Raw genomic sequence first — 25,731 nt, forward strand, 5'->3', positions numbered from 1 at the left:
TTTATTTCCAATAATTAGCTTATGACTAATTCAAATAAGACATCTAATAAAAGTCTCAATGACATTTTTTCTAAGTTTAACAAAAAGACATTCAAATATCTAAATATTTCGACATGCTTGATTGCGGATACCTTTGTCGCTTTTTACCTTTATTTAGTTTACGCTAACCCGAAGACCTATCACGAAAGCTTCAAGATTGCTTATCAGTCACTAAGACTTGTTGACCCAAGCATTGCAGATGGAATTAAAGATCCAAACTTTCAAAATCAACTTATCCAATTAATGATTCAGACAGTGATTTCTATTATTTGTATCTATCTAGTCATTCACTTTATTATTTATATCTTTCGTATCTACAATAAGAAATTTGCTCATGGCTATATCAAACTCTATGCCTGGACAGGTGGTGTGCTCATGACAATGATAGCGCTCTTTAACCTTGGGACACCAAGGGTTGCCATGTTCTTAATTCCTGGATTACTACTACTCTTTAACGCACTGGGATTTAAGCACGAGAGTCAAATGAAGGAAGAATAAAGTTTGTTAAGTGAGGAAGGGTCCAATCTGGCATGCTACGAGCTTGGCCCTTAGCTTTCTGAAGTCCACAAACAGCAAGTAAGAATGAATCAAAGGCCCTTACGTTCTTTACAATAACTTCTAAGTCGTTATCGTAAATAAAGATTCCCAATTTATTTTCAATCTTTTTCACAATATCAAGACGGGCCTCGACTCCGAGATCAAGATCCGTTAGATTAACTATATTTTTTTTAAGAATGATACGACTCTTAAGTAGCTCAAGAAGAATTAGATTCACATGTCCTTCATAGAATTGGCATTCTTGAGGAAAATGTCTCTTCATATAAGAAAAGCGTGAAAGCATCATGAGCGATGTATTTCCAAATGAATCAAATGTTGTATTAAATAGCTCTAAGAGTTGGTCGTGATAAGAACACCAAATCCAAAAATCAAGAGAACGATTCCAGTAAGGAATGAATCCTTTCTTTAACCTTCTCTTAAATGACTTTGAAAGCATAAAGTCGTTAGATTCTTTTCCAAATGTATCGCGATCAAAGTGAGTAAGATCTTCAAAGTTTCTCATTCGCTCATACTCTTTTGGATTTTCCACTTCCATCTTTCGATCCATTTCTAAGATCGATGCAATATCCTCACGAACCTTCTTAACGTCACCAACTGGACATTTTGCAACTCCAGGACACTTAAGATCACAATTATGACAAGGAGGTTTTGATAAAGGAAAATCGATAATCACGTGCTCAAGATTATACTTATCAATCCACTGATTAAGAATTTCATCTCCATCTTGGGCGTCTTCATCGCGAACTTCGTCTTTTACATGAAGAATCGATTTAAGAAACCAGCGTCCGCTTCCCTCGTGGTGATCAAGAAGACAGAAGAAGAAATTATCTCTTCGCCCACCCTTCATTGAAAGTCCTGCAACACGATTGAAGCTCAAATTCATAATGGTTTCTCGACACTAAATTCTAACACCTGCATATCTTTTGCTCGTGATAGTTCTTTTAAAACCTGGGCCTTGTGCTGAGGTCCATGTGCAAGTAAGAAGCATCCGCCTCCTCCAGCACCACATACCTTCATTCCAATAACCAAATCTTTTTCACGTAATTTATTATAGACCTCACGCATATCATCTGTGACGATGCCTGAGAAAAGTTTTTCTCTTTGGGCACCTTCTTGGCAAAGCATTCCAAGAAAGTCATCGTACTCACCATTTCGAATTGCATTGTAAGCACTAAAAGTTAAATCACGAATTTTACCAAGCCCTTCTCTTACACCGTTTTGGTTATCAAAGAAATCTTTATAAACTTGCCAATTATTAATGGCCGAAAGTCTAAGTTGTCCCGAATACACAAGTGTTAAATGTGACTCCACAAAGCTTTTAAACTCTTCATTGTAAAGCTGCTCAACTTCAATACAACTATTTGTCGCTTTTAATGCAAGCACGCCACCGTAAAGCGCAGGATAGTAATCCTGATACCCACATGGGCCCTTATTTAAAATTTTGGCCTCAATATTTTGAACTGTATTAATCGCAGTTTGGCGATGAAACTCAACGCCTGCATAATCACACAGTGCCTTATAAACGGTTACTCCCATTGATGATGAACCACCAAGGCCTGCACCAGGAGGAGAGCCTGATTCCGTCGTTAAACGAACACCACTTGTTAACTTAAAATGATGAAGAATCTGAGCGAGAAAAGACAGTGGCCCAAAAGTGTCACTATCAAAATCTTCATATGTAAAATCGACACTAGAATGTCTTGTGACAGAGTCGTAATCGATTGAAACAAATTCAACACCTTCAAATTCAATCTCTTCAACCAAAACCTTCGCCTTAAGAGAAGTCGCAAGGTTAAGAGTTATTGTATGTCTTAAGACCTGATTTAGAGGAACGATATCAAGTGTTCCACCAAGAAGGTCAACGCGAACTGAACCTTCGGCCTTGGCAATCATATTATCCATTATAAATTCCAATATACGGAAGCTCTCGGTAGCGGCCATCAAAATCAAGCCCGTAACCGATAACAAATTTATCTTCAATCTCAAAACCGAGATAATCGATTTCAACATTGTGTTGTGTTTTAACTTTCTTATGGAGAAGAGTCGCTAATTTAATTGTCTTAGGTCCCCTCTCTTTTAACATCTTAGTGAGTTCACTAATTGTTAATCCGGTATCGACAATGTCTTCCACAAGAATGACATTCTTATCTTTGATATCAACTTTAATATCTTTGGTGATTGAAATCTTTCCAGTACTTTCAGTCCCCTTGTAAGAGCTTGCTCCAATGAAGTCAAAATATACTGGAGAATTCATTTGGCGAATAAGGTCGGCCACGAAGATGAAAGCACCATTTAAAACACCGATGATGACAACTTCCTCTCCTTGAAAGTCTGAATCGATCTTAGCAGCTAATTCTTTAATTCTTTCATTAATCTTCTCTTCAGAGAAGTAAGTTTCGATTGCCATGAATTCTTCCTTAATTCCTATACAAATGAATTATTTAAAATTTCCCCAACGCCACCTGCGCCAGGAACAATATATTGCTTACCTGTTAGACCAACTTCCTCATCCCACAAAGTCCCTGGAACCGTCTTTAAGACATGATCAGGAGATAGCCCACGGTCTAGGCGTAGAGCATAGATCTCAACATCAGGATGGTCTTTTTGCATTCTCTTAATATACTCAGGAGTTACGATAAGATTAAGTGAAATATACTTAAGTGCACGCCCCTTAACTTTGTCTTTATAGTGACCAATGGCAAATGACATTGAACCACCAGTAGCGCCCATTGGATCAGGAAGAAGAACGATTGCATTCTCTTGACCACCGCCAATCTTTGATCCTGAAACATCAACCCCAATCACCTGTTCATTCTCATCAACCTTGCGTTGAACATAGAAGTGGTCTTGGCGAATTAGCTCTGGGTTTAAAAAATAATTTAGATTCTCAAAGCAAACGTGGCTTGGAAAAGTTCCTGCACGTGCAAGATCCACACAAAGAACAGGCTGCTCCCTCTTTATCACTTCTTGTTTAAAGATTGCCTTATCAGTGAGTCCCGCCATACGAGAACGCACTTCAACCACTTCTTTTGGAAAAGAGTTTCCAAGCACAGACTCAAGTAAAATAAAATAGAGCTTATGAATTAAGTGATTTAGTTCTGGCTGAATCACACCTTCGCTAGAAAAGCGTGCTAATAAACTTTCAGCAAGAGGATTGGAGAGAATAAAAACATTCTCTCCATATTTATGTTCGATTTGACTTATTTTGTAATGATTCGAATTTTTAGATTGTGTTTTCATTATTCAATTTCACCTCGCCATTAGAGTTTACCTCTTTTAGGCCTCCAAGTGAAATCGAAAATGCCTTAACATCTTCATCTTCTTCGTAGTAATCAAAGTGAGCTCGACAACGTGCTTCGTAAAGATCGGCTTCACCTACTAAAACTGTTTTTGTATTGTCAGTTGGTAATCTGTATGACTTCGAAGCAGGTGCGCCACAAACTGTACAAATCGCTTGAATCTTCATTACATCATCAGCAATACATAAAAGCTCAGGCATTGGACCAAATGGTTTTGATTTGAAGTCTTGATCAAGACCAGCACAAATAACGCGAATTCCACGACGTGCTAACTTTGAGACAACCTTGATAATTGTTGCATCAAAGAATTGAACCTCATCAATTGCCACGATACGAGTTGAATCATATACCTTCTGTAAGATTTCAACAGCGTCTTTGACTGGTTCAGCTTCCACATGTCTCTCAGAATGGCTTACGACATTCGTTTTGTGATAGCGATCATCAATAACAGGTTTGAAAATTTGAACTTTTTGACGAGCAATCTGCGCTCTAGTTACTCGACGGATAAGCTCTTCCGTTTTTCCAGAAAACATTGGGCCGCATACGACTTCAATGCCACCAGTTGCGTGTGCGTGACTTGCGTACATTGACTTAAACTCCTCTTAATGTCAGATATTTTTTGTGTTGTGTCTCTAAATTCTATTATGACGGCCGGGCCAGTTTTAGGCCACTTACATCTTCTTTCAAAACTGGAAGGCAACGCGCTCAACGCGTACTGACTAAATAAAGCTTATCATGAGCATAAGGTACATCATCATAAAGAGCATGAAGCCTACGATGAGTAAAATCGGAGACATAAGAATGAAGAAGCTCTGCACAAATGAGAAACGCAGGTTATAACGCAGTCCAAAGTACAGGTAGATTGCCTGAGAAATAAATTTTAAAAAATCTCCAAAGATTGGAATAATTAAGAAGAAGTTCCCAACTAACGCACCTGCAATCACGTCTTCTAACTCAATTTCCTTTAGGTCTTTATCAAACAGACTAGCAAATATTGTGATTATGAGACGCCAAAACTTAACAAATACCCAAGCAGAAAGTGGAAAGAAAACAACTTTAAATAGCGTCGAAAAAAGGAAAAGTTTTTGCTGAAACTCACTCGACGAAAATACTGCTGGTAAGAATCCATCTTCGGCCATCTTTCCTGCAAGATTAATCCCGATATGAATTTGCGCTAATGAGTAAAGGCCGTAGATAAAAACAAATGGCCAAGAAGCTAGGGCGAAGTCAGCGAATTTTAAATTAATTCCTCGTTCACTCTCCTCTTTTACGATCTCAAAAAGTCTGGCCTCTTTGATGCGCTCAATCTCTAACCTATGCTCTGCGATATTTGAGTTCACAAGTTTTGGATAAAGGAGATATTTAATGTATTGAATATATATTTCTAGCACGTCTCTATTTTAATCGAGTTCCTAATAAATTGAAACTAGGCAATGACCTACTTTTTTAGTTCAGTAAAAAAGAACTCTTTTGGTGTTTGTAAAACTTCACGAAATTTCTCGTATGGAATACTTGAGCGATCTCGATTCTTATCCTTAGCATCTGCTGGAAAGGCAGTCTCAAAGCGAGCAATAAGCCACGTCGACTTTGTGCCATCTTTTACGGCCAAATAAAATGACTGATTTAATTCAATTTTTTTTCCCACCATGAAACTAACAACTTTTCCATTAGCAAAATTAAAAGTGATAGTCTCTGCCCCATCAAATTTTAATAAGTCCTCGTTAACCTCTTCACTTTCAAGTATTCGATCAACCTTTAGCTTCTGAAGTTCATCATAGAAAAGATTAAGATTCTCTTCAATTGCATCTTTAACAATAATTGTACTTCCTGCAATGTTGATTGAGTTAACCTTTCCGTAAGTTGAAAAACTTAGAATACTTCTTTTCTGATTTATTAGTGCCACTTCTTTTTGTTCATCTTTTTCAACTAAAAAGTAAGCTGCAAAAATTGAAAGAACTAATATGATAAAGAGATAACGATTTTTCATTAAGCTGAAAACTTCCTTCTCTGAAAAAGAACCAGAGCAATCACAAGGTATGCTAAAGGAAGAACAACAATAGAAAAATAAAAAATCACTTTCTTTTCAATATCCGAAACTAAAAGCGGAATTTCTTTAAATACTACCGAATGAAGTGATGTTAATTGTCCTTGACCTGATAACCAGTGATAAAGGTTTGAAATATACTTAAAGTTACTTTGGTAGCTAAAGAATTTATTAGAAATAAAGGCCGAGTTCCCAATGGCCACCATGGCAGGAACACCATCTCTTGTAATGGCCGCTGCCATATCAATCGGGCCTTCGATATCTTCACTATCTTTTTTCACATCTCCTGCAATTACAGAGATCATCTTCTTTTCGGCCCAGCTCTCCGGAGTCGATGTTGCTAGAGCATGATAACTTCCCTGCTCTTCTTGTGGCAGAGTTGACGAGATTGATGAAACAAGTGGAAAGAAAACTCTCTCTTTAAAGTCAGAGTTAATATTTAAAGAATCAAAGCGAGAAATAATAGGAGCTGTTCCCTTCGATGATTCAAGGCCATTAACTGGGTCCATTACAATATCATTTGCGATATTAAGTCCATTAGTTGAAAAGAACTTCTTAAGATTTGGAAGTTTTTCACCGTGAAAGTTTGGCATAAACGCAGCAAAGACACGGCCACCATCAAAGTAATAACTTTCTAATTTTGAAATTTCTTCTTTTGAAAAATCATTTGTTGGCTCAAGAATAGTAAAGACATCACATGATTTAGGAATTTCATTTGCCTTTAGAAGATCCACAATATTTAAGCGATAAGCAGATTGCTTTAATACGTGTAGAAGTCCTGTAAATCCATTATCAGTGCTATCTTGAAATTTAGCATTATAATTAAAACAGATTGCCGGATCTTTTTCTCTTTCAAGACGGATAAGGCCATTAGTAATTCCTAGCTCAAGAATACGAGTGACAACAACCTTCTTAAGTTCTTGACCGTCCTGCTTTGTTAAAACAATTGAAGGAGAAACAGTCACTCCATATTGAGCTATCATATCTGGTCTTAACTCTGGATCATAAAACTTAGTCACAAGTGAAGGATTTTGATTCTTATAAAGTTCGAGAAGAGAAAGAATGGCATTCTTAGAGTCTTTATTAGAAAAGACCACCATTTCAACCTTATCATCGATCTTTTTAACTGTTTTAACAGTCAACTCAGAAAGTGTATTTAATTGTCTCTTACTTAAGTCCCAAATTGGCCCACGCTTAAAAACGATTAGATTTAAGACGGCAAGAATACAAAATAGTAAGAAGAATGCCGTAAAGTTAGAAAGAAGATTCTTTCCAAAAGTACTTTTTACAAAGTTTCTAACTTCTTCAAGATGAAAGTAGAAAGATAGAATCGTTAAGCAAAGAGCAATAATAAATGTCGCACCTACTAAGAAGATGTGCTCAGGAATAATGAGAAATAAAAAACAAGCAATTAGATAGAAAATTGCACATAGGCTTAGAGAAATCTTTTTCATTTTCTAACCCCCAAGTTGCGAATACCAATGAAGCTAAAAAAGCCTATGAAAGAAAAAATATAAACTAAGTCAAAGCTTGAAACTGCCCCTCTAGCGAAGTAGAAGATATGTGAGCTGAAACTAAAGTATCTCATCATGGCCTGAATCATTTCATTATCAATGACATTCGAGCTTGCATAAATAATTAAGAAAGAAAATAGTGCACCAAATGAAATCACAATAGATGCAATATAAGAGCGACTCAACAATGAAGCATTAAGACCAACAATTAAGTAGCAAAGCCCTAGTCCGTAAATTCCCAGCATATTTGTAAATAAAATAGCAAAGTCATTAAAACCCTTTGGTGCTAAGAAAAGTGGAATAATAAAGATTGGTAAAGTAATGAAAACAAGCTTTGTTGCAGCAGCAAAGTACTTAGCAAAGAAGATTGAATCATCTGTTAAATTCGAAAGCTTTAGAAGCCCAAAAGTATTTTCTCTCTTTTCTTTAACAAACGCCCCCATCGTTAACATTGGAGCAAAGAAGAGTAGAATAAAATTTAGAGCCGAAAAAGTCGGAGCAATCACAAAGTCCACAATTGTCTTATTTGTTAATTGTGGTGCCATCTGCAGATTATTATAAAAAATTGCAGACATAATAAAATTTGAAATGGCCGCAAAAATATAAATAATTGGAGATGAAAAGCTCTCACTTATTTCTTTCTTATAAATAAGTTTAATACCTTTAAAGAGAGGAAGTTTCTTATTCATGAGTCTCCTCCTTCTTTGCTGTTAGCTTCTTAAAGATATCCTCAAGCCCAACCTTGATTTTTTGTTGCGATAAAATAGCGAGGTCATTTTGAGCAAAGTACTTCGAAAGTGTAATTCTTAAGTCACTATCTTGTGTTTGCCCACTAAACTCGTAAATATCATTCTTTTTAATAAAGCTTATTCCCATCTCTTTTAGGCCTTGAAGCTTATCTTCATCAACTGACTCAAATTCAACTTCAACTCTTTGAGAGACCTCAAGTTTCTTCTCAATGTCATTTATTGGCCCATGAGCAACAATGACTCCTTCATGTAAAATTGCGATATCATCACAAATTGAAGCAAGGTCACTTAACTGGTGAGAAGAAATAAAAATTGTATGATCTTTTGAAAGATCTTTTATAACATCTTTAATTTGAATAATGGCATGAGGATCAAGGCCGACAAGTGGCTCATCTAGCACAAGAAGCTTTGGGTTGTGGCAAATGGCCGCTGCAATCCCTACTTTTTGTTTATAGCCTTTGGATAGATTTTCAATTCTCTGATGAGCGACTTCTGTAAGTCCGCACTTCTCGATGACTTCTTCAATTGAATAAGTACTATCTGCAATTTGATAAATCTCTTGGACGAATTTTAGAAATGGCCTGACACACATATGACGATATAGCGCTGGCTCTTCAGGAAGGTAGCCTATCGTTAACTCGCTATCTTTAATAAGACTGCCAGCTGTATACTCCTGCTCTTCAAGGATGATTTTCATAAGAGTCGACTTACCTGCACCATTTGGCCCAAGAAATCCTAAGACACCTTTGCGACCGATTGTGAGATTCACCCCTTTGAGAACATCTTTACCAGGAAATGTTTTTCTAATGTCCGACAACTCTACAAGGTTATTGTCACTCATTCTATAAGTCCTTAAATTAAAAATCCTTCTTTAAAATCCTAACAAAAAATGAAACAATAAGAAAAGTCTTAAAATTTAATCATTTACCTAACTCTGCCGACTAGGATAAATATGACCAGAAATGTAGATCGCTTTAAGAAGCTTATTGAAAAAGCTAATAATATTGTTATTACAACTCACATCTTTCCTGATGCCGATGGTATTGGAAGTGAGATTGCCCTATGTATGGCCTTACGAAAATTAGGTAAGAATGCAATTTGTATTAACGAAGAAAAGTTATTCGATCGCTATCGCTATCTAGACCCAGATGGTGTGATTACAAATTACAATGATTCAAAAGACTACTTTGATAAAATTGACTTATTTATCGTAACAGATACTAACGCTCTTCCAAGAATTGGAAAGAACGTACAAGAGCTTGTTTTAAAATCAAGTGAGCTTCTATTCATTGACCACCACCCTTGCCCTAAAGAGATCGCCGCCATTCACTGTGTGGATTCAACAAAGGCAGCAACAGGAGAATTGGTTGGCGAATTAATCGAGGCCCTTGGTGTAAAATTTGACAAGAAGATGGCCTTGGCCCTTTATACTTCAATTATTATCGACACAAGCTCATTCCGCTACCCTACAGTAACAGGTAACACTCACCGAATCGTTGCCAAACTTATGGATACGGGAATTTCACCTCCACAAGCATTCAACCAAATCAACGGTGTTAAACAAGTTGAGTATATGAAGCTCATTGGAAAGGTTCTTTCATCTTGTCAGATGAGTCCAAATGGGAAGGTCGCTTGGATTTCTTTAACTGAAGAAGAAATTGAAAGTTTTGGTTGTGAGACTGAAGACACTCATGGCTTCATCAATCACCTTCTTATTCTTGAAGGAATTGAAGTTGCTTGTATGTTTAGAGAAGTTGGTGACAAAGTTAAGATTTCATTTCGCTCAGTCAACCAGACTGTTGATGTCGGTGTCATTGCACAGGCTCTAGGAGGCGGAGGTCACAATCACTCTGCTGCGACAATCATTGATGGAAACCTTGCTAAGGTTATTCCTGAGGTCATTGAAAAAATTGAATTAATGATTGAGTAGTGAACTCTTCTCTATTGATTTAGAATTTTTGCTAGAACATCTCTTTCTTTATCAGAAAAATTAAATGCACCCGCCGTAAGCACACCCTTTAGCTTTTCCTGAGTTGATGGATCCTTCGGATCATTCTTTGCAATATCACCAAAAGGTTCACCTTCAGGAGTAATTTTCACTTCGGCCTTTGTTGCCTCTTTGATAACTTCTGCTTTCTTTTGCTCTTGAGAAGGAGCTGGTGCTGGAGACTTAGGTGCCGCTTGTGCCTGCTTACTCGCCTTATGTTCAGCAATAGCAGCTTTCATCTTTTCTTCTTTTTCTCTTTTGTGATTTTCGATCTTTGCTTTAATCTCGCCTCTACTTAACTCAGAAGGCTTTTCAAGACGAACAATCTTTTGTCCACTAGTTGAACGAGGAGCAACAGAATCCGTAGAAACCTCGCTACGACTAACCCTTTTAGTTGCTGGAGTTGAATTCGTTCGTAAATTTGTTCTGTCACTTAATAATCTCACCCTTCTATTTTAACCTTTTCCTTCATAGGATGTTAGGTGGAAAATTTCGAAGTATACCTTAGTTTCAACAAGGTTTCGGCAAGTTATGAAGGCGGTGGCCATTTTCTACGGCAGTTTTCAAAGTAAAATTATCAAGTAGTCCCCAAGGTGTTCGCCCTCAAAAAAAGTCATGGACTGCTCACCTAACCACTTAAAAATATTGAAAGAATTTTTAAAAAGTTTACATTTTTTTTAAAAAAAGTTAATTCGGCCCAACATCGCCTTGTTTAAATTCTTGATTTCTTCATAATGCATTTATCGAAATTGAAGAGAGAACGATTTGTGGTCTTTGTCGTACGTCAGTGGAGTTCAATTAGTTGTAAAAGAGCACAAGCCTTCAAAGAGACTTCTATTAAAAGGAAATTATTATCAATAGAAAGTCATTTGAGGTAATTATGAAAAATTCTGTAGTATTTAAGCAATCGAAACTTTTAATCACATCTGCACTTATGACTCTGTCGCTACTAACGACGTCATGTGGTTCAGGGGACAGTTCTAAAAACTTAGACATTCCAGGTGTTGATGGCCCAACAGTAGTTCTTTTAGGTGATGATATCTTAGTTGATATCGTTCTAGAAAACATTAGTGTAGAAGGTGGTGCACGTTACAACATCCCTAACTACAACAACTCTTATGTTGAGGTTTCACCAGACCTTCAATCAAACGGTACACTACTTGCTTTCTCTGTATCGTTAGATGATATTTTTGGAGATAAAGTTGATCGTTTAGATCCACTTACTCTGCCAGGTGGACGTGCCATTCCAGGTGTTTCTGGAGGTGCCCTTCCAGCAGTTGCTTTCTCAGTACCAAGTATTAAGAACATCGCTTTTTACGTAGGTCCACAAATCTTTGGTATTTGGGTACCAGTAAAAAATCTTAATATGGCAGGTGCAATGCTTACAACTCGTTTCTACACTGATAGTAAGAGAGTTGGTAACCTTTCACTTGTTGGTGAAGATGCAAATGGTGAAAACGGTGGTTTCTTCCTAGCGCTTACAGTTTCAAGCTCACAAGAAAGATCACTAGAGAGACTTGCTGATAGATACTAATTAGTAGTCCAAAAATTCTGTAATATCTGACCAAAACATTCTATACAGGAAAAATGCCCCTAGGAATCTAGGGGCCTTTTTTTTCTTCAAAAAAAATTAAGAACCCCTTCATATCTGTCGATAGATGAACATACGAGAGAATTTTTTCCTATAAACTAGTGAGGTATGGATATGGAAATCACATTAAGAAAAAGACTACTGACAGTCGTAGCTCTACTAAGCTTCTCTTTCTTCTCTGTTTCATGTGGAGAAGGAAATGTTGACATCCCAGGTGTTGATGGACCAAATGTTAATCTTCTAGAAGATAATGTTGTTGTATCAATGGTTCTTGAAGATGTTTCAATTATGGCAGGTGCTACTTACAAGGTACCAAAGTACAAGAAGTCATTTATCGGACTTAACCCTAACCTAGAAGGTCCAGGTTCAGTTCTAACTTTTACAGTTTCACTTGATGATATTTTCTCATCAGATGTAAACAGACTAGACCCTAAGACTCTTCCTGGTGGACGTATGATCCCAGGTGTAGCAGCAGGTGCTCTACCAGCAGTAGCCTTTACTGTTGAAAAAGTTAAAAACATGGCATTCTATGTTGGTCCAAAAGTTTTTGGTATTTGGGTACCACTACAAAACTTTAACCTTTATGGATTTGCATGGACAAAATCATTCAAAGCTGGTGACAAGAGAGTTGGAAACATCTCACTATTTGGTCAAGATGAGAATGGTGAAAATGCTGGTTTCTTCCTAGCTCTATCTGTTAAGTCAGCTTACGAGAAGAGACTTAAAAAACTTTCTAGAAAGTATTAAGCATCTACAAAATAGAAGGCCCGCTTAAAGCGGGCCTTTTTTTATATGAGAATTATTCAGCTTGAGTAACCCAAATCTTCCATCTAAATTTCGTCTCTTCATTATTATCGAGGACAATCTTAATAGGACGACTTCTCCCCTCTAGATCATTTATAACAAAGAACTCATTCCCTAGAATACTTGTCATATTATAAAGACCTTGGTGAAGGTTGTAGTCGATTAGATACTTAATAAATGTCAAACTCATTGGAGCCTGAAGGCTTCCAAGATTATCAACTCTCTTCATTTTAGCAAGTTGCTTTCTTGTTTGATAACTTCTAAGAGAACCATTAAACCTTTCAAGAGTTTTCTTAGAGAATTTATAATCATTCTTAAACGAAGTCATCGCCACTTCTGTCTGCTTTTTCGACTTTTCAAAATTAAGCACGGCAGTTTCAAATGCAGAGAAGACAATCTCTTTAACAGGCTCCGGCTTCTTTGGTTGAGGCTTTGGCTTCCTAACAATTTTAATTGTTTTAATATCAACAGTTTTTACAGGCTTAGGCTTTTTAACTTCAACCTTAGCAACGATTTTAGGCTCTTCCTTAACAACTTTTTCTTCAACGAGAGTAATACCCTTCTCATCGAACTCGCGCAGAGAACCAAACCAGAATACCTTTAAGTCATCTTCGCCTTTTAAAGCGGTACGAATGATTTCAGCACTCTTATTATCAATGGCAACCTGATCCTTGGTCATTTCTTCATAACGAGAAAAACACGCTTCTCCCTTTCCACTAGCATTAATAATTTTATAAGCACTAGTCGTTAGGATTTCTTTTTTAATTTCTTCAACATTAATAGCTGATAAGTAGTAATCTTCTTCGCTACATAAGCTTTGAATTTCACTTTTAACAAATTGACAGCTTTTAATAAGTGAAGACTTACTATCTCCACCAAAGCTCTTATTTAAGATTTTAACCAAGCTTGGGTGGTAGTTGGCCAAGTCAAAACGGCGATCCGTCTGTAGCTTGATTGGGTATTTCCCCCAGTCCACAATATCTGGAAAATAGTCTGAAACCCTCTTAATAAAGAGCTTCATATCTTTTGACTTTGGTTTACATGACTTAAAAATACCATCGTAATCTAGCGAGCAACTTTTCTCATCTCCTAATTGGTAGAGAGCAATACTCGACTGACGATAGAATTCGTATAGACTAGCAATACTTGTTAAGCGAACAAGATAGCGCATATACTCAATATTTTCGGCCATCTCATGCTTTGAACAAGCAAAGTTTGGATAGATATAACGATTAAATTCTTGTGTTAAATGAAAAATAGCAGGTTCCAGCATTTCACTGAAGTAAGTGCGGCTAGTTACCTCGTCTAAAAACTCTTGTTTTTCATTCTGGTAATCAATAACTAATCTTGGATCGAGTGGACCTTCATAGACTTCAAAGTCCCACTCACCCTTTTTTACGTCTAAGGCCGAGGCAGAAAATCCCAAGGCTAAAATTTGTAAGTATTTAAAAATATTCATCCTCTTTATTTTACCCAGATAAGACTCAGAGCAGGAACATAGGTAATAATGGCCAAACAAATTAGTAAAATAAAGAGAAATGGCAAGGCCGAGCGATACAGTTCAGTAATAGGTCTTTTAAATCGAATCGAACTAATGAACAGGTTAATCCCTACAGGAGGAGTAATATAGCCGATTTCTAAATTTGTTAAAAAGACAATGGCCAAATGAATTGGGTGAATATCAAACTCTTGCGCCAGCGGTAGGATAAGTGGAACAACCACAATTATCGCACTAAAAATGTCCATTAAACTTCCCACAATTAAGAGGAAGACGTTCAGAAATGCTAAGAAGGCGTACTTATTCGTCAGGATATGATTGAAGGCACCAAAGAGTTGATTTGGAACTTCTTCATCAACTAAGAAATTTGTGAGCCCAAGAGCGCAACATAGAATAATGAGAATGGCCCCAACCATTGTCATTGAGTCCACAACAATTTTTGGGACATCTTTTGTAAAACTAAGATCACGGTAGACAAAGCATTCAATCATTAAAATATAAAACGCTGTAAAGGCAGCCGCTTCAGTTACCGTTACAATCCCACCGTAAATTCCGACAAGAACAGCGGGTACTAAAAATAATTCAAAGGCTGCCCCCTTAAGTCCAAGTAAAACTTCTTTTAAATCAAACTTCCCTTTTTCCCTACGCTCTTTTGGGGCCTTAAGGATTGAATAAATCGCAAGTCCAATAATCAGAAGCATCCCTGGTACAATTCCGGCCTTGAAGAGTTGATCGATATCAACACCAGCAACAATTCCATAGAGAATAATCGGTAAGCTTGGAGGAAAGAGTAGCCCCAGAGAACCTGAAGTCGTGATAAAGCCCATCGTGAATTTATCATCATGGCCACGATTCATCAGGATTGGATAAATAAGTCCACCAAGCGCGACGATTGTTACCCCACTCGCACCAGTGAAGGCCGTAAAGAAGGCACAAAGAACAAGTCCTACAATCGCAACACCACCAGGCATCCAAGAAAGCAGAGCGTTTGTGAAACGAAATAATCTCTTTGGTGCATTTGATTCTGCAAGTAAGTAACCTGCAAAAGTGAAAAGTGGAATCGTTAGGATTGTCGGAGCTGAGGCCAGACGGTAAATCTCAACAGAGACGGCCGATGGCTCAATTCCGTTATGAAAGAATGCAGCAAGTGCAAGTCCACCTAGAACGACAAATAAAGGCACTCCAATTAGTGCCAATAGAAGTGCGGCAATACTAATTGTTATGAGGCTCATAATCTTCCTTAAAGTTTAAAAAGGCCAAGATCGTACGAAAGAAGATCAAGGCGAATCCACATGGAATGATTGCAACTAAGACAGAAGAATGTAGACCAAGTGAAGTTAAGTTTCCAAATTGTTTTTCAACATTATAGAACTGAACACCTGAGGCAAAGAGCCAAGTTGTTCCCACAATAATACATAATTGAGTTAGCTTATTTAAAAAGAATAAAGAGCGATGCTTACCTTCACTCTCCAAGTACTTTGGCAGAATTTCAATTGAAATATGCCTCGATTTTCCGCTGGCAAGAGTTGCTCCTAAAAAAGCAAGAGCGAAGACCAGATGGCGAACCACAGGGTCCACCCAAGAAAAAGAAATATCAAACCAACGCAAGATAATGGCCAAGACACTTAGTCCTAACATAATAGCAACGTTGGCCACAACGAGCCAACCAACAACTTGATCTGTAACTTCTTCTATTTTGCGTATCATACTTACTTCTGAGCTTTTAAACTCTTTTCTAATCTCTTATAAGCTTCCTCAGAAAAAAGTTTCCCCTTAAGCTTTTTAATTGTTGCTTCACGAACTTCGTAACCGCGTTTGATGTCTGCTTCGCTAAACTTAACAAATTCGACACCTGATGCCTTCATTAGATCAAGAGCATCTTGATTATCTTTTTCATTCGTTGCTTTAACAAGATCAATATACTTCTTAGAAATCGTAAGAACCTTCTTTTGATTTGCGGGTGAAATCTTTTTAAATACCTTATCATTAACTAAGAATGCCCCAACAGACATTGTTAATGGGAAATCAATTAGGTACTTAACTTTTGTATTCCACTGCATCGATAGAATTGCTAATGGTGGAGCATAAGCTGCTTCAATAATACCTGTTGAAAGTGATGATAGAACATCAGGTAGAGGAAGTTGAACTGAAACAAGCTTCATTTCTTCTAGGATTGTTTCAACTAAAGGGTCCCCTTCCCAAGACCAAATCTTTACACCTTTAAGGCTATCGATTGAAGAGATCTTTGTTTTTGATACAAAGTAAACCATTCCAATATCAAAGAATCCTAGATTTACAAAATTACTTTCGTTAATTTTCTTATTTAAAAATGGTGTCAAGTCATCAAGAGTTTTAAGGGCCTTTTTACGATCATGAAAAAAGTTGAATGGGATTTCAACAACACGAACATCGCCGTTGATATCACCTAATGTCTTTGCAGTGAAAACACCACCATGAAGCTGACCAACGCGAATTTTTCTTAAAACATCAGGCTCGTCTCCTTGTGATCCACCAAAGTAGAACTTCACTTTTACTTCACCATTAGTTTCTTTTTTGATGGCCTTTGCCATCTTCTTTAAATTCTTCGCCCAATTCGTTCCTTCAGGAGTCAGAACACCAACCTTTAAAGTCAGGGCCATAACATTAGTCGTTAGTAATAGAATTAGTAATGCTTTCAATTTTGACATGATTTTTCCAATTAGAAGATCTCGTCTTCTAAGCCTTCAATTATTTTTAATCTCTTACGTGCAATTAAATTAAATAGGTTATTGTAATCAACTTTTGGTGTTTCGATTTTTCCTCCACTCCAATAAGTTGGTTCCATATTCTCTCTGTTAAATTTATTCATTTCTAACTTTTGAGCGCGATAAGTATTTTCTTCAAACATTGGTACTGCATAGAACTGAATATAAGAGAGTCTAACAAGCATATTATTTGGCCACTTTTGGATGGCCTCTTCAAATAAGCGTTTCCCTTTAATTGGATCCCCTCCGAGACCACGTGGTCTTGAAGCGGCATAGGAAGCATTGAAGATATCGCAAGCACCTTGAGCAAGGTTAGCATTCTTCTCACATGACCAATCATACATAACTTTTGCAAGAGGCAGATAAGCTACGGCACGCATATTATCTCTTTGAAGATTAATAATTGCGGCAAGTGTTTGTCCTGTGTAGAAAACACCTTCAATATCTGTGGCATCATCACTGAAGTTATCATTCAATAATTTTTGAAATTCTTCAGGTGATGAAATATAGCGAGTGAAATCGAAATCTTTGAATCCTTTCACTTCAAAAAATAGAGCTGAGTAATTTAGAGCACGTGTGTAGTTTGCCAATGCGTTTGTGCGATACTTTGAATTTGATAGTTCTTGTAGCTGATCTTTAAGGTAGTAAGTTTCATCAATGGCAAATGCCTTACCACTATAGGCCTTAATTAGGGTAACAATGAATTCAGGGTTTTCGCGGTCGGCGGCATAGAGGTTTTCAACTAATTTAATATTGCTATCGATTGTCGACTCGAATAAGTCCCAATTGTCTTCAGTAAAAACGGCTTCAGATGTTTCAAAAATCATATCCCCCATCTGATTCGTGGCAACTTTCTTGATACTTGAGCAAGAAACTAGATTTATGAACAATATCCCCACTGCCAATAATTTTTTGCGATTCACGGCCCATCCTTATAATTAATATAGTAGTAATTTGCCTTATCTATTTAGTAATTACAAGTGGTTAATGCATTTTCATTGACGCCCAAATCCCTTAGTGATAGCTGTGTTGCACCATTCCTAACCTCGTGATATAATTGGAAAAATATTTGGAAAGGCTAAATTTCTAGTGAGATTGTGCCGAGTATATATTTAAGTTATTAAACTTTGTCACGGAGTGACCATTGAGAGTAGTTTTTCTACGAGTAGATGAACTACTTACCTAATCGGATTTGAGTTCTGGAGTCTCTTGAATCTTATTACGATTAAGGTAAGTGATTTTTTAACCTTTAATCGTTTAATAAGGAGATGGAGATGTCATCACAAGAAACATCTAACGAAAAATTATCGTCTAACACTAACAACAGCGTAATTGGTCAAATTAAGCAGCAAACTCTTCGTAAGTCAGCTTCACTTAAGCCAAGAAAATCACTTTTAAAAGTGAGAAGCTTAAGACCAACTCGCGCAGTTCTTGGTAGAACAGCAACTCAAGAAGACGCGGAATAAGAAATAAGCTTGCTGCTTTCTTATTTATCTTCTTTTGCGGTTTCGCTTAGGCGAAATTAGCTGCTTGTCGTACGTAGCTTTTAAGCTACGTAGCGTTTCCTCGCGTATTTCTTCTAATTTCTTTAGCCTTTCATCATGTAAATGATTGAGATAATTCTTTTTGGCAATGAATAAGTTATTGATATAAGTAACCTGAAAAGCTCTTAGCTCTCGGTAGCATAGATCTTTTTCTATCTTTGTTAACTTATGCTGGCTTGATTCGATATCCTTATGATCTAAAACAAATGTCGAGTAATCCCCAGAGCAAACACCTTTTTTAAGATCAATATACTTATCAATTTCCTTTCTGATGACCTGAGTTCTTGTCACGTAATCTTTTGGAGGGATATTCTTCACCTCTTCGATTTTCGCGTACATGACCTTACTCATCTCTTTTTCAGATTGAGTCTCACCTTTATCTGCTTGAGCATAAACAGTCAGAGTCGGTATGAATAAAAGAGTCATTAAAACTGATTTCAATTTAGGGCCTTCTTTATCTTTGATAAGTAATATTCAGTATCTTTATTATGCGCAAAGACGAAGCTTATGGCCATTTTTTTAAACTTCGACTGGAGTCCATGAGTAAGTTGAACCTGATTTTTTGCTACGCCAAATTTCTTTGCAACAAGCTTTTCAATACCGGCGTTGGCCTTACCATCCTCAGGCGGAGCTTGAGTGCTGACAATGAGTTGTCCCGTCTCCGCAACACTCACCTTTTCAACCTTTGCGCCAGGCTTTGCCCAGACTTCAACCTCAAGAACCAACTCATCTTCGCGACTTGAGACAGTAGTAAAATTTAGTTTTTTTGAATGGAGAAGATCACTTATTGGAATAACTGTCTCCAATTCTTGCTATCAAGTCCCATATCATCAAGAAAAGTTTTCATCTCAGCAATAAAGTCAGCAAGAGGGAAACCAACAACATTTGAATATGAGCCACTCATATGTTCAACAAAGAGAAGGCCCTGTCCTTGAATTCCGTATGATCCGGCCTTATCGAGCGCCTCATCACTTTCAAGATAGAGATCTAAGATTTCAGGTGAAATATCTGTGAATTTAACTTTTGAACATCTTGAAAAAGTATATTCTTTACCACCACATGCCATATAAACAGCAGTGAAAACATCGTGCTCTTTTCCAGAAAGCTCTAATAACATCTGCCTCGCATGCTCGCGATCATTTGGCTTTCCTAAAACCTTATCACCTATGGCGACAAGAGTATCAGAAGCAACAACAAAAACCTTTTCATCTTTTGGAAATTCTTGTGAAAAGATGTCTCGCCCTTTTAGTTCGGCCAACTCTTCGACAATATCTTTAGGATGTTCTTTCGTTGTTATTTCTTCAACATCAGATGGTTTAATTTGAATCGGAACTTTCATCCAAGATAGTAGTTCCTTGCGACGTGGACTTCCTGAGGCCAGGATAAATTTCAGTGTAGATACCATTTAACTTCTTCCATAGTTCTTGTTTTTCAGAATTGAGCTTTGGGAAATAGCTTCTCGCATTCTCCATCGCACCAACTTTATAGTAACTTTCTTGTGCCTTCGTGTAAAAATCTTTTCGTAATACCTCTTTATCGCGGCGATTAGCGCGACTTAGGACAGACTTTCGATAGCGATCAGCAATAGCAAGATTTGTCGTTTCAACTTCTCTGACGTTAGTCCATAAGAAATTGAGACGCTTTTTTAACTCTTCTTTTTTCCAAAGTCTAAGACCAAAATTTCTTGCAAGCTCAACTTCATCACCAGTAGCAAAAAGAGGCTTCCCATAACGACTCAAGAAGATTTCACGAGTGTAGTAAATACCGTAGATACGCTTAGTAAATAATTCGTTTTGACTTAAAACCTCAGTATCTTTGGTCACAAACATATTGCGATTTATAAATGAAAACTTATACCAACTTCCATATTCAAGCTCTTCAAAACTATCATTTTCATAACCGCGAAGGTTTACTTTGGGAGTCGTAGAAAGTTCATTTTTATAACCAAGTTGTTCTTCGTCCCTAAACTTTAGGTAACTGTCATCCCCTATCGAAACATATGTTTCAAAAGATGGAGCGTAGGCTTCAAAAGAATACAGTGGCGACTGAATAAAGAAGCGACTCTTTCTCACAACACTCTTGTTATTCTTTTCAATGGCCTCATTAATGAAGCGGGTACGAGACTTATAGCGTAGTCCATCTTTAAAAAGGTATTCATTCATTGAAACATTTTTATCGAATACGACAGGATTCGTTTTATTAATTGGAAGCGGAAAGAAAACGGCATCAGTATCTCGTTGTTCAAGATCCGCAAGCTTTTCTTTTGAGCGTGAGATTAAAAGGATATTTCCAACGTTCATTCGAATATTGAAAAAGACTTCTTCTTTCAGAACGTTCATTTCTTTGAGTGAAATAGAGCTTTCAGGGGACATGCGAATAAGCGTCCCATCAAAGAGCATAAGCCAAAGATAGCTATCAACTCCTGTTTCAATATCATCGTTTTCTTTTATAAGTGAACGGTATCCTACTTGGTTATTTCCAAGAGCTCGAAAAAGAGTACACTCACCCACACATTTTATGACACGACCTATTTCTTCATCAATACCCGAGATTTTCTCAAGATCACGCCACAAAGGATAACTTTCCTTAAAGCGTAACTCTTCTTTCCACTCATCAAAGTCCAGCCATTTCTTGGCCTTAATTTGATCCCACCTAATAAGAGAGTTGCGATCGTCCTTGAACTTCGTTTCAACTTCAGAAGAGCTGGCAAGAGCAGAAAGTGCAATGGTCAAAATAAATAAAATACGTAGCATCATGAACTTTATCGACAATTTCGGCCACTGGCCCTAAATCTGTTAGAAATTGAGACTTTTTCGGCACTTTATGCCCTATCGAAACTGTCAAAATCATGGGTTTCGTGTTAAATTTTGGGCCAAATATTAATTTACGCAAAACTATAACAGACAAGGTTGATACGATGAGTCAGGATAACGGACAATTTTCTTTTGTTAACACAGAACATGAAGTCTTAAAATTTTGGGAAGAGAATGAAATTTTCCAAAAATCACTAGAGCAAACAAAAGAGAAAGAGCCATATATTTTCTATGATGGCCCTCCATTTGCGACAGGTCTTCCTCACCACGGTCACCTACTTGCTGGAACTCTAAAGGATATCGTTCCAAGATATTGGACAATGAAAGGTCGCTACGTTCAAAGAAGATTTGGATGGGATACGCACGGCCTTCCAATCGAGCAAGAGATCAATAAGAAATTACAAATGACTGCTCACGAAGCTTTAGAAAAACTTGGTGTTGCTGGTTATAACCAAGAGTGTCGCTCAATTGTTGATCGCTACACAACAGAATGGCGTAAAACAGTCACTCGTCTTGGACGTTGGGTAGACTTTGATAATGACTATAAGACAATGGACCCAACTTTCATGGAATCTTGTTGGTGGGTATTCAAATCTCTTTGGGATAAGAATATGGTCTACAAGGGAACTAAAGTTGTTCCTTACTCAACAGGACTTGGTACAGGTCTTTCTAATTTTGAAGCTGGTCTTGACTACCGTGACGTGCAAGATCCGGCCATCACTGTTCTTTTCAAATTAGATGATCCTGCAAAAGCTGGTGCCGATTATGTAGCAGCATGGACGACAACTCCGTGGACGCTTCCATCTAACCTTGCTCTTTGTGTTGGGCCTGATATCGACTACGTTCGTGTAAAAGATAACGATCGCGGTGTCACAATCATCTTCGCGGAAGCAAGACTTGAGGCATTCTCTAAAAAGCGTAATCTTGAAGTTGTTGGTGAGTCTTTTAAAGGGACGGAACTTCTTGGTCTAACTTATGAGCCACTATTTGATTTCTTCGCAAATCTAAAAGAAGAAGGTGCATTCAAAATTTTAAATGATGAATACGTAACAACTGATAGTGGTACAGGTATTGTTCACCAGGCTCCAGCATTTGGTGAAGACGATAATAGAATCTGTAAAGAAGCTGGTATGATGGCCGAAGTTTGTCCAATTGACGATGCTGGGCAATTCACTAAAGAAGTTTCAACATATGCAGGTCTATACGTAAAAGATGCTGATAAAGAAATTATCAAAGAATTAAAAGATAATACAAAACTATACGATCACGGAAACCTTGTTCACAGCTACCCATTTTGCTACCGTTCAGGAACTCCACTAATCTATCGTACAATCCCTCAGTGGTATGTAAAAGTAGAAGAGATCGTCGATAAGCTAGTAGCTAATAACGAGCAAATTCACTGGGTACCAGGACACATCAAAGCAGGCCGTTTTGGTAAATGGCTAGAGAATGCTCGTGACTGGGCCGTATCTCGTACACGTGTCTGGGGAACTCCACTTCCAGTTTGGATCAACGACGAAACAGGAAGCATGAAGTGTCTTGGTTCTATTGAAGAACTAAAAGAGCTTTCTGGTGTTGAATTAACAGACCTTCACCGTGAGTTCACTGACGAAGTGACTTTCACAATCGAAGGTGAAGCTGGGACTTATAAGCGTATTCCAGATGTATTCGACTGTTGGTTTGAGTCTGGTTCAATGCCATACGCACAACTTCACTACCCATTTGAAAATAAAGAAATCTTTGAAAACGGATTCCCTGCAGAATTTATTGCTGAAGGTCTCGATCAAACTCGAGGTTGGTTCTACACACTAACAATCCTTTCAACAGCTCTATTTGATAAGCCAGCTTTTAAGAACGTTATTGTTAACGGATTAGTTCTTGCAGAAGATGGAAAGAAGATGAGTAAGTCTTTAAGAAACTTCACAGCTCCTGATGAGCTAATGGAAGAATTCGGTTCAGATGCTCTTAGACTATATCTTATCAACTCAGGACTTGTGAAAGGTGAAGAGCAACGCTTTACTGATGCCGGTGTTAAAGACATGGTTCGTCGTGCCCTACTTCCATGGCTAAACTCTTTCAAATTCTTCCAAACTTATGCATCAATTGATGGATGGAATTTTAATGAGCATGCTGAAAGCGGTGACAATATCACTGACAATTGGGTTATCTCAAAGCTACAAACTCTTAAAGAAAATATTGAATCGGAAATGGCACAGTACCAACTTTATAACGTTGTTCCTGCCCTCTTCCACTTTATTGAAGATTTAACGAATTGGTATATCCGTCTAAACCGCTCTCGTTTTTGGGGAGAAGGTCTAACTTCTGACAAGAATCAAGCATACACTGCGCTTTTTACAACTCTTAAAGAAGTAACGATTGCCATGGCACCGTTTGCACCATTCCTATCAGAGCATATCTTTAGTGAACTTAAGAAGTTTGACTCAAGTGAGAAGACTCTTTCTGTTCACCTTTGTGACTACCCAGTAGCAAATAAAGAACTTAAGAATGCTGTACTTGAAGATGCCGTTGATAGAATGCAACAGATTATCTTACTAGGTCGTCAAAAGCGTAACCAAGTGCAAATCAAGGTTAAGACTCCACTTGCTCGTCTAAGTGTTATCCACAAAGACCAAGCACTTTTAGATGAGATCAAGAAGCTTGAAAGTTATATCCAATCAGAGCTTAACGTTAAGTCTGTTGAGTACACAACTGACGAAGACCACTACATCAAGCTATATGCAAAACCAAACTCTCCAGTTCTAGGAAAGCGTCTTGGAAAAGAATTTGGTAAGTTCATGGGACTGATCTCAAAACTTGGTGCTTCAGAACTAAATGAACTTGAAGAGAAAGGAAGCTTAGAGCTTGCTGGTGAAACTTTTGCACCTGAAGATATCTTAATCTTTAGAGAAGCAAAAGAAGGAACTCAGGCCCTTTCAAACCGTTATATTTCAATTGATATCGATACAAATCTTTCTGAAGATCTTATCCTTGAAGGACTTGCTCGTGAGGTTGTTAATAGAATCCAAAGAACAAGAAAGGACTCTGGCTTCAATGTTGAAGACAGAATTGAAGTTAGCTTTGCTGCTACAGAGCTTCTGGCAAAAGCAATTGAGACTCACACTGATTACATCACAAAGGAAACTCTTGCTAACTCACTAACTGCAAGTGAAGCAACTTTAGATCATGAATTTAAGGTTGATGATGAGAATCTAAAAATGACAATTGTAAAAGCTTAATAATTACATAAAAAGAAAGCCTCCATTACGGAGGCTTTTTTTATGAACATTTCGGGCAAATGCCTGTTATTTCAATATGGTGCTTAAGGCCAGTATAACCATCCTTTTTCATCTCTTCTTCCTTTGATGATAGGAAACAACCATCTAGTGGTTCAATCTTGTTACACTTATTGCATTTAAAATAATGTTCGTGATGATGGTGATGATGGCCATGATCTTCACCATGCTCAGCACATCCACATAAAGAGTATCTTGCAGCCTCACCTTGAAAAATACTTTTCTTAACGATACCTAACTCTTCAAATGAAGTAAGTGTTCGATAAACAGAAGCCTGATCACATTTGAATTCTTTAGAACTAACAATTGACTGATAAATTTCTTCTGGTGTTAATGGACTATCCTCATTAACAATAAGAACGGCAACCACTCCCTGACGGGCCTGAGTAATCCTTAGGCCATGGGATTTAAGAATTTCAAGCAAGTCTTCAACTCTACTCATTATATACATCTCTTCATAATTAAAATTAATTCTCTAACTTAACCATTGTAATCAATTTTACACATTGTATCAATCACACCCTATCCTTATTGCAAACAACTTGCAATAAAGCCCTGTAGGTGGTAGAAAATGTTCACTAAAGTTAATAACTAACTAAAAAACGGAGAAAAGCATGAAATCACTCGCAATCCTTATTTCATCTCTATTATTTACTGCAAGTACTTATGCCTCAGAACTTAACGGGCAAGATATTCTAAAAACAACTCAAGTTGCTCTTACGCAAGCTTCAATTGAAGTTGGAGCTGATTCAATTATCGCTTGGAACGCAGAACTAGAAGGTCACGAAGTTGTTGTTAGTGTCCTTAATGAGCACGACATTAATATCACTTATGGTTGTCACTACCATGGGCCAGTACCAGCATGCCATGAAGAGTCATACACTCAAGGTGACGATCACAAGCATAAAGATGCAGAAATCACTCTAGATTACATTAAAAATGCAAATCAGGCAGCTCTGGCGAAATTTGAAAAAACATTAAGCCGTAAAGGTAATGACCTTTCAATAGTTGAAGCTGTGAAAGTTTGGCTTAGCATTGAAGATGATCATGATCACGACCATGGTCACCACCACCTTGCAAAAGCTGAAGACGATCATGATCACGGTGCTGATGTTTGGACAAAAATCAATTACAACATCACTGGTAAAACTCAAACAATCTACGTTCTTTGCCACACTCATGGACATGAAGCAGACTTTAGCTGTCACTACAGACTAAGTGGTGAAAACGAGCCTTCACTTTAATTAAAGGCCC

Annotated in this window: 28 protein-coding genes; 7 read left to right on the forward strand and 21 right to left on the reverse strand. The window is 37.5% G+C overall.

The annotated features are described in order from the left end of the window. The first annotated feature begins 21 nt into the window (after positions 1-21). Entirely contained in the window at positions 22-537 is a 516-nt protein-coding gene (locus tag ACRXC1_RS12260) for a hypothetical protein (protein WP_433659190.1), read from the forward strand. On the opposite strand, the gene ACRXC1_RS12265 is transcribed toward ACRXC1_RS12260, so the two are convergent. From ACRXC1_RS12265 to ACRXC1_RS12310, 10 genes are all read right to left on the reverse strand, one after another. Beyond that, on the reverse strand, positions 506-1,480 hold the full coding sequence (locus tag ACRXC1_RS12265; protein ID WP_433659192.1) for a hypothetical protein: 975 nt from the start codon (positions 1,478-1,480) through the stop codon (positions 506-508). The two genes, ACRXC1_RS12260 and ACRXC1_RS12265, sit on opposite strands and share 32 nt — an antisense overlap. After that, complete coding sequence (locus ACRXC1_RS12270) at positions 1,477-2,499, reverse strand: hypothetical protein (RefSeq protein ID WP_433659194.1); 1,023 nt, start codon at positions 2,497-2,499, stop codon at positions 1,477-1,479. Before ACRXC1_RS12270 ends, ACRXC1_RS12265 begins: the two co-directional genes overlap by 4 nt. Continuing rightward, positions 2,492-3,004, reverse strand: a complete 513-nt coding sequence (gene hpt / locus ACRXC1_RS12275; protein WP_433659196.1) for a hypoxanthine phosphoribosyltransferase — start codon at positions 3,002-3,004, stop codon at positions 2,492-2,494. The genes ACRXC1_RS12270 and hpt overlap by 8 nt, the downstream gene beginning before the upstream one ends. 17 nt (positions 3,005-3,021) lie before the next feature. Next, positions 3,022-3,837 (reverse strand): uracil phosphoribosyltransferase, encoded by an 816-nt coding sequence (locus ACRXC1_RS12280; RefSeq protein ID WP_393060790.1) that lies wholly within the window; start codon positions 3,835-3,837, stop codon positions 3,022-3,024. Beyond that, the gene (locus tag ACRXC1_RS12285) at positions 3,821-4,483 is read right to left on the reverse strand and encodes a thymidine kinase (RefSeq protein ID WP_392908653.1); all 663 of its coding nucleotides are present in this window, start codon (positions 4,481-4,483) and stop codon (positions 3,821-3,823) included. Before ACRXC1_RS12285 ends, ACRXC1_RS12280 begins: the two co-directional genes overlap by 17 nt. Positions 4,484-4,615: 132 nt before the next feature. After that, the gene (locus ACRXC1_RS12290) at positions 4,616-5,287 is read right to left on the reverse strand and encodes a hypothetical protein (protein ID WP_392908651.1); all 672 of its coding nucleotides are present in this window, start codon (positions 5,285-5,287) and stop codon (positions 4,616-4,618) included. 47 nt (positions 5,288-5,334) lie between these two features. Then, positions 5,335-5,883, reverse strand: a complete 549-nt coding sequence (locus ACRXC1_RS12295; RefSeq protein ID WP_392908649.1) for a hypothetical protein — start codon at positions 5,881-5,883, stop codon at positions 5,335-5,337. Then, positions 5,883-7,394 (reverse strand): Gldg family protein, encoded by a 1,512-nt coding sequence (locus ACRXC1_RS12300; RefSeq protein WP_433659199.1) that lies wholly within the window; start codon positions 7,392-7,394, stop codon positions 5,883-5,885. The genes ACRXC1_RS12295 and ACRXC1_RS12300 overlap by 1 nt, the downstream gene beginning before the upstream one ends. Beyond that, positions 7,391-8,143 carry an ABC transporter permease gene (locus ACRXC1_RS12305; RefSeq protein WP_433659202.1) on the reverse strand — a complete coding sequence of 251 codons (753 nt, stop codon included), beginning with the start codon at positions 8,141-8,143 and terminating at the stop codon, positions 7,391-7,393. Before ACRXC1_RS12305 ends, ACRXC1_RS12300 begins: the two co-directional genes overlap by 4 nt. Then, complete coding sequence (locus tag ACRXC1_RS12310; RefSeq protein ID WP_433659204.1) at positions 8,136-9,044, reverse strand: ABC transporter ATP-binding protein; 909 nt, start codon at positions 9,042-9,044, stop codon at positions 8,136-8,138. The genes ACRXC1_RS12305 and ACRXC1_RS12310 overlap by 8 nt, the downstream gene beginning before the upstream one ends. A 111-nt stretch (positions 9,045-9,155) precedes the next feature. On the opposite strand from ACRXC1_RS12310, the gene ACRXC1_RS12315 reads away from it, so the two are divergent. Further along, positions 9,156-10,133 carry a DHH family phosphoesterase gene (locus ACRXC1_RS12315; protein WP_392858908.1) on the forward strand — a complete coding sequence of 326 codons (978 nt, stop codon included), beginning with the start codon at positions 9,156-9,158 and terminating at the stop codon, positions 10,131-10,133. Positions 10,134-10,144: 11 nt separating this feature from the next. On the opposite strand, the gene ACRXC1_RS12320 is transcribed toward ACRXC1_RS12315, so the two are convergent. Further along, positions 10,145-10,636, reverse strand: a complete 492-nt coding sequence (locus tag ACRXC1_RS12320; protein WP_392908641.1) for a hypothetical protein — start codon at positions 10,634-10,636, stop codon at positions 10,145-10,147. Positions 10,637-11,070: 434 nt separating this feature from the next. On the opposite strand from ACRXC1_RS12320, the gene ACRXC1_RS12325 reads away from it, so the two are divergent. Next, positions 11,071-11,724 carry a hypothetical protein gene (locus tag ACRXC1_RS12325; protein WP_433659207.1) on the forward strand — a complete coding sequence of 218 codons (654 nt, stop codon included), beginning with the start codon at positions 11,071-11,073 and terminating at the stop codon, positions 11,722-11,724. A gap of 171 nt (positions 11,725-11,895) precedes the next feature. Continuing rightward, positions 11,896-12,528 carry a hypothetical protein gene (locus ACRXC1_RS12330; protein WP_392908637.1) on the forward strand — a complete coding sequence of 211 codons (633 nt, stop codon included), beginning with the start codon at positions 11,896-11,898 and terminating at the stop codon, positions 12,526-12,528. Between the two features lie 52 nt (positions 12,529-12,580). Here ACRXC1_RS12330 and ACRXC1_RS12335 read toward each other — a convergent pair whose 3' ends face one another. From ACRXC1_RS12335 to ACRXC1_RS12355, 5 genes are read right to left on the reverse strand one after another with little or no spacing between them, the layout of a single operon-like run. After that, a complete protein-coding gene (locus ACRXC1_RS12335; RefSeq protein WP_433659209.1) occupies positions 12,581-14,044 on the reverse strand; it encodes a hypothetical protein in 1,464 nt (487 codons plus the stop codon). Positions 14,045-14,049: 5 nt separating this feature from the next. After that, positions 14,050-15,315: a TRAP transporter large permease gene (locus ACRXC1_RS12340; RefSeq protein ID WP_433659211.1), complete on the reverse strand. Its 1,266-nt coding sequence runs from the start codon at positions 15,313-15,315 to the stop codon at positions 14,050-14,052. After that, positions 15,296-15,790 carry a TRAP transporter small permease gene (locus ACRXC1_RS12345; RefSeq protein ID WP_392908631.1) on the reverse strand — a complete coding sequence of 165 codons (495 nt, stop codon included), beginning with the start codon at positions 15,788-15,790 and terminating at the stop codon, positions 15,296-15,298. Before ACRXC1_RS12345 ends, ACRXC1_RS12340 begins: the two co-directional genes overlap by 20 nt. 2 nt (positions 15,791-15,792) lie before the next feature. Beyond that, a complete protein-coding gene (dctP, locus tag ACRXC1_RS12350; protein WP_433659214.1) occupies positions 15,793-16,770 on the reverse strand; it encodes a TRAP transporter substrate-binding protein DctP in 978 nt (325 codons plus the stop codon). Between the two features lie 11 nt (positions 16,771-16,781). Then, the gene (locus ACRXC1_RS12355; RefSeq protein WP_433659216.1) at positions 16,782-17,750 is read right to left on the reverse strand and encodes a TRAP transporter TatT component family protein; all 969 of its coding nucleotides are present in this window, start codon (positions 17,748-17,750) and stop codon (positions 16,782-16,784) included. A gap of 351 nt (positions 17,751-18,101) precedes the next feature. Here ACRXC1_RS12355 and ACRXC1_RS12360 point away from each other — a divergent pair, with 351 nt between their 5' ends. After that, on the forward strand, positions 18,102-18,293 hold the full coding sequence (locus ACRXC1_RS12360) for a hypothetical protein (protein ID WP_021268392.1): 192 nt from the start codon (positions 18,102-18,104) through the stop codon (positions 18,291-18,293). Positions 18,294-18,317: 24 nt separating this feature from the next. Here ACRXC1_RS12360 and ACRXC1_RS12365 read toward each other — a convergent pair whose 3' ends face one another. Genes ACRXC1_RS12365 through ACRXC1_RS12380 form a run of 4 tightly spaced genes read right to left on the reverse strand, consistent with a single transcriptional unit; the run spans position 18,318 to position 21,124 of the window. Then, positions 18,318-18,812, reverse strand: coding sequence for a hypothetical protein (locus ACRXC1_RS12365; protein ID WP_392908625.1), 495 nt, complete (start codon positions 18,810-18,812; stop codon positions 18,318-18,320). After that, a complete protein-coding gene (locus ACRXC1_RS12370) occupies positions 18,809-19,177 on the reverse strand; it encodes a DUF167 domain-containing protein (RefSeq protein ID WP_433659218.1) in 369 nt (122 codons plus the stop codon). The genes ACRXC1_RS12365 and ACRXC1_RS12370 overlap by 4 nt, the downstream gene beginning before the upstream one ends. Further along, entirely contained in the window at positions 19,156-19,710 is a 555-nt protein-coding gene (locus ACRXC1_RS12375) for a Maf family protein (RefSeq protein WP_392908621.1), read from the reverse strand. Before ACRXC1_RS12375 ends, ACRXC1_RS12370 begins: the two co-directional genes overlap by 22 nt. After that, a complete protein-coding gene (locus ACRXC1_RS12380; protein WP_433659220.1) occupies positions 19,688-21,124 on the reverse strand; it encodes a hypothetical protein in 1,437 nt (478 codons plus the stop codon). The genes ACRXC1_RS12375 and ACRXC1_RS12380 overlap by 23 nt, the downstream gene beginning before the upstream one ends. Before the next feature lie 164 nt (positions 21,125-21,288). Here ACRXC1_RS12380 and ileS point away from each other — a divergent pair, with 164 nt between their 5' ends. Beyond that, complete coding sequence (gene ileS, locus ACRXC1_RS12385; RefSeq protein ID WP_433659222.1) at positions 21,289-24,420, forward strand: isoleucine--tRNA ligase; 3,132 nt, start codon at positions 21,289-21,291, stop codon at positions 24,418-24,420. A gap of 40 nt (positions 24,421-24,460) precedes the next feature. On the opposite strand, the gene ACRXC1_RS12390 is transcribed toward ileS, so the two are convergent. Beyond that, on the reverse strand, positions 24,461-24,919 hold the full coding sequence (locus ACRXC1_RS12390) for a Fur family transcriptional regulator (protein ID WP_392912658.1): 459 nt from the start codon (positions 24,917-24,919) through the stop codon (positions 24,461-24,463). 172 nt (positions 24,920-25,091) lie between these two features. Here ACRXC1_RS12390 and ACRXC1_RS12395 point away from each other — a divergent pair, with 172 nt between their 5' ends. Next, positions 25,092-25,721 (forward strand): hypothetical protein, encoded by a 630-nt coding sequence (locus ACRXC1_RS12395; RefSeq protein WP_433659225.1) that lies wholly within the window; start codon positions 25,092-25,094, stop codon positions 25,719-25,721. Positions 25,722-25,731 lie beyond the last annotated feature (10 nt).

The organism is Halobacteriovorax sp. GFR8, from assembly GCF_050955245.1.
Lineage (GTDB): Bacteria > Bdellovibrionota > Bacteriovoracia > Bacteriovoracales > Bacteriovoracaceae > Halobacteriovorax_A.

Bases quoted from the DNA above. Each gene is read 5' to 3' on its own strand.
- ACRXC1_RS12260 (WP_433659190.1), top strand. From the start codon at position 22: ATGACTAATTCAAATAAGACATCTAATAAAAGTCTCAATGACATTTTT.
- ACRXC1_RS12265 (WP_433659192.1), bottom strand. From the start codon at position 1,480: ATGAATTTGAGCTTCAATCGTGTTGCAGGACTTTCAATGAAGGGTGGG.
- ACRXC1_RS12270 (WP_433659194.1), bottom strand. From the start codon at position 2,499: ATGGATAATATGATTGCCAAGGCCGAAGGTTCAGTTCGCGTTGACCTT.
- hpt (WP_433659196.1), bottom strand. From the start codon at position 3,004: ATGGCAATCGAAACTTACTTCTCTGAAGAGAAGATTAATGAAAGAATT.
- ACRXC1_RS12280 (WP_393060790.1), bottom strand. From the start codon at position 3,837: ATGAAAACACAATCTAAAAATTCGAATCATTACAAAATAAGTCAAATC.
- ACRXC1_RS12285 (WP_392908653.1), bottom strand. From the start codon at position 4,483: ATGTACGCAAGTCACGCACACGCAACTGGTGGCATTGAAGTCGTATGC.
- ACRXC1_RS12295 (WP_392908649.1), bottom strand. From the start codon at position 5,883: ATGAAAAATCGTTATCTCTTTATCATATTAGTTCTTTCAATTTTTGCA.
- ACRXC1_RS12300 (WP_433659199.1), bottom strand. From the start codon at position 7,394: ATGAAAAAGATTTCTCTAAGCCTATGTGCAATTTTCTATCTAATTGCT.
- ACRXC1_RS12305 (WP_433659202.1), bottom strand. From the start codon at position 8,143: ATGAATAAGAAACTTCCTCTCTTTAAAGGTATTAAACTTATTTATAAG.
- ACRXC1_RS12310 (WP_433659204.1), bottom strand. From the start codon at position 9,044: ATGAGTGACAATAACCTTGTAGAGTTGTCGGACATTAGAAAAACATTT.
- ACRXC1_RS12315 (WP_392858908.1), top strand. From the start codon at position 9,156: ATGACCAGAAATGTAGATCGCTTTAAGAAGCTTATTGAAAAAGCTAAT.
- ACRXC1_RS12325 (WP_433659207.1), top strand. From the start codon at position 11,071: ATGAAAAATTCTGTAGTATTTAAGCAATCGAAACTTTTAATCACATCT.
- ACRXC1_RS12330 (WP_392908637.1), top strand. From the start codon at position 11,896: ATGGAAATCACATTAAGAAAAAGACTACTGACAGTCGTAGCTCTACTA.
- ACRXC1_RS12335 (WP_433659209.1), bottom strand. From the start codon at position 14,044: ATGAATATTTTTAAATACTTACAAATTTTAGCCTTGGGATTTTCTGCC.
- ACRXC1_RS12340 (WP_433659211.1), bottom strand. From the start codon at position 15,315: ATGAGCCTCATAACAATTAGTATTGCCGCACTTCTATTGGCACTAATT.
- ACRXC1_RS12345 (WP_392908631.1), bottom strand. From the start codon at position 15,790: ATGATACGCAAAATAGAAGAAGTTACAGATCAAGTTGTTGGTTGGCTC.
- dctP (WP_433659214.1), bottom strand. From the start codon at position 16,770: ATGTCAAAATTGAAAGCATTACTAATTCTATTACTAACGACTAATGTT.
- ACRXC1_RS12360 (WP_021268392.1), top strand. From the start codon at position 18,102: ATGTCATCACAAGAAACATCTAACGAAAAATTATCGTCTAACACTAAC.
- ACRXC1_RS12375 (WP_392908621.1), bottom strand. From the start codon at position 19,710: ATGAAAGTTCCGATTCAAATTAAACCATCTGATGTTGAAGAAATAACA.
- ACRXC1_RS12380 (WP_433659220.1), bottom strand. From the start codon at position 21,124: ATGCTACGTATTTTATTTATTTTGACCATTGCACTTTCTGCTCTTGCC.
- ileS (WP_433659222.1), top strand. From the start codon at position 21,289: ATGAGTCAGGATAACGGACAATTTTCTTTTGTTAACACAGAACATGAA.
- ACRXC1_RS12390 (WP_392912658.1), bottom strand. From the start codon at position 24,919: ATGAGTAGAGTTGAAGACTTGCTTGAAATTCTTAAATCCCATGGCCTA.
- ACRXC1_RS12395 (WP_433659225.1), top strand. From the start codon at position 25,092: ATGAAATCACTCGCAATCCTTATTTCATCTCTATTATTTACTGCAAGT.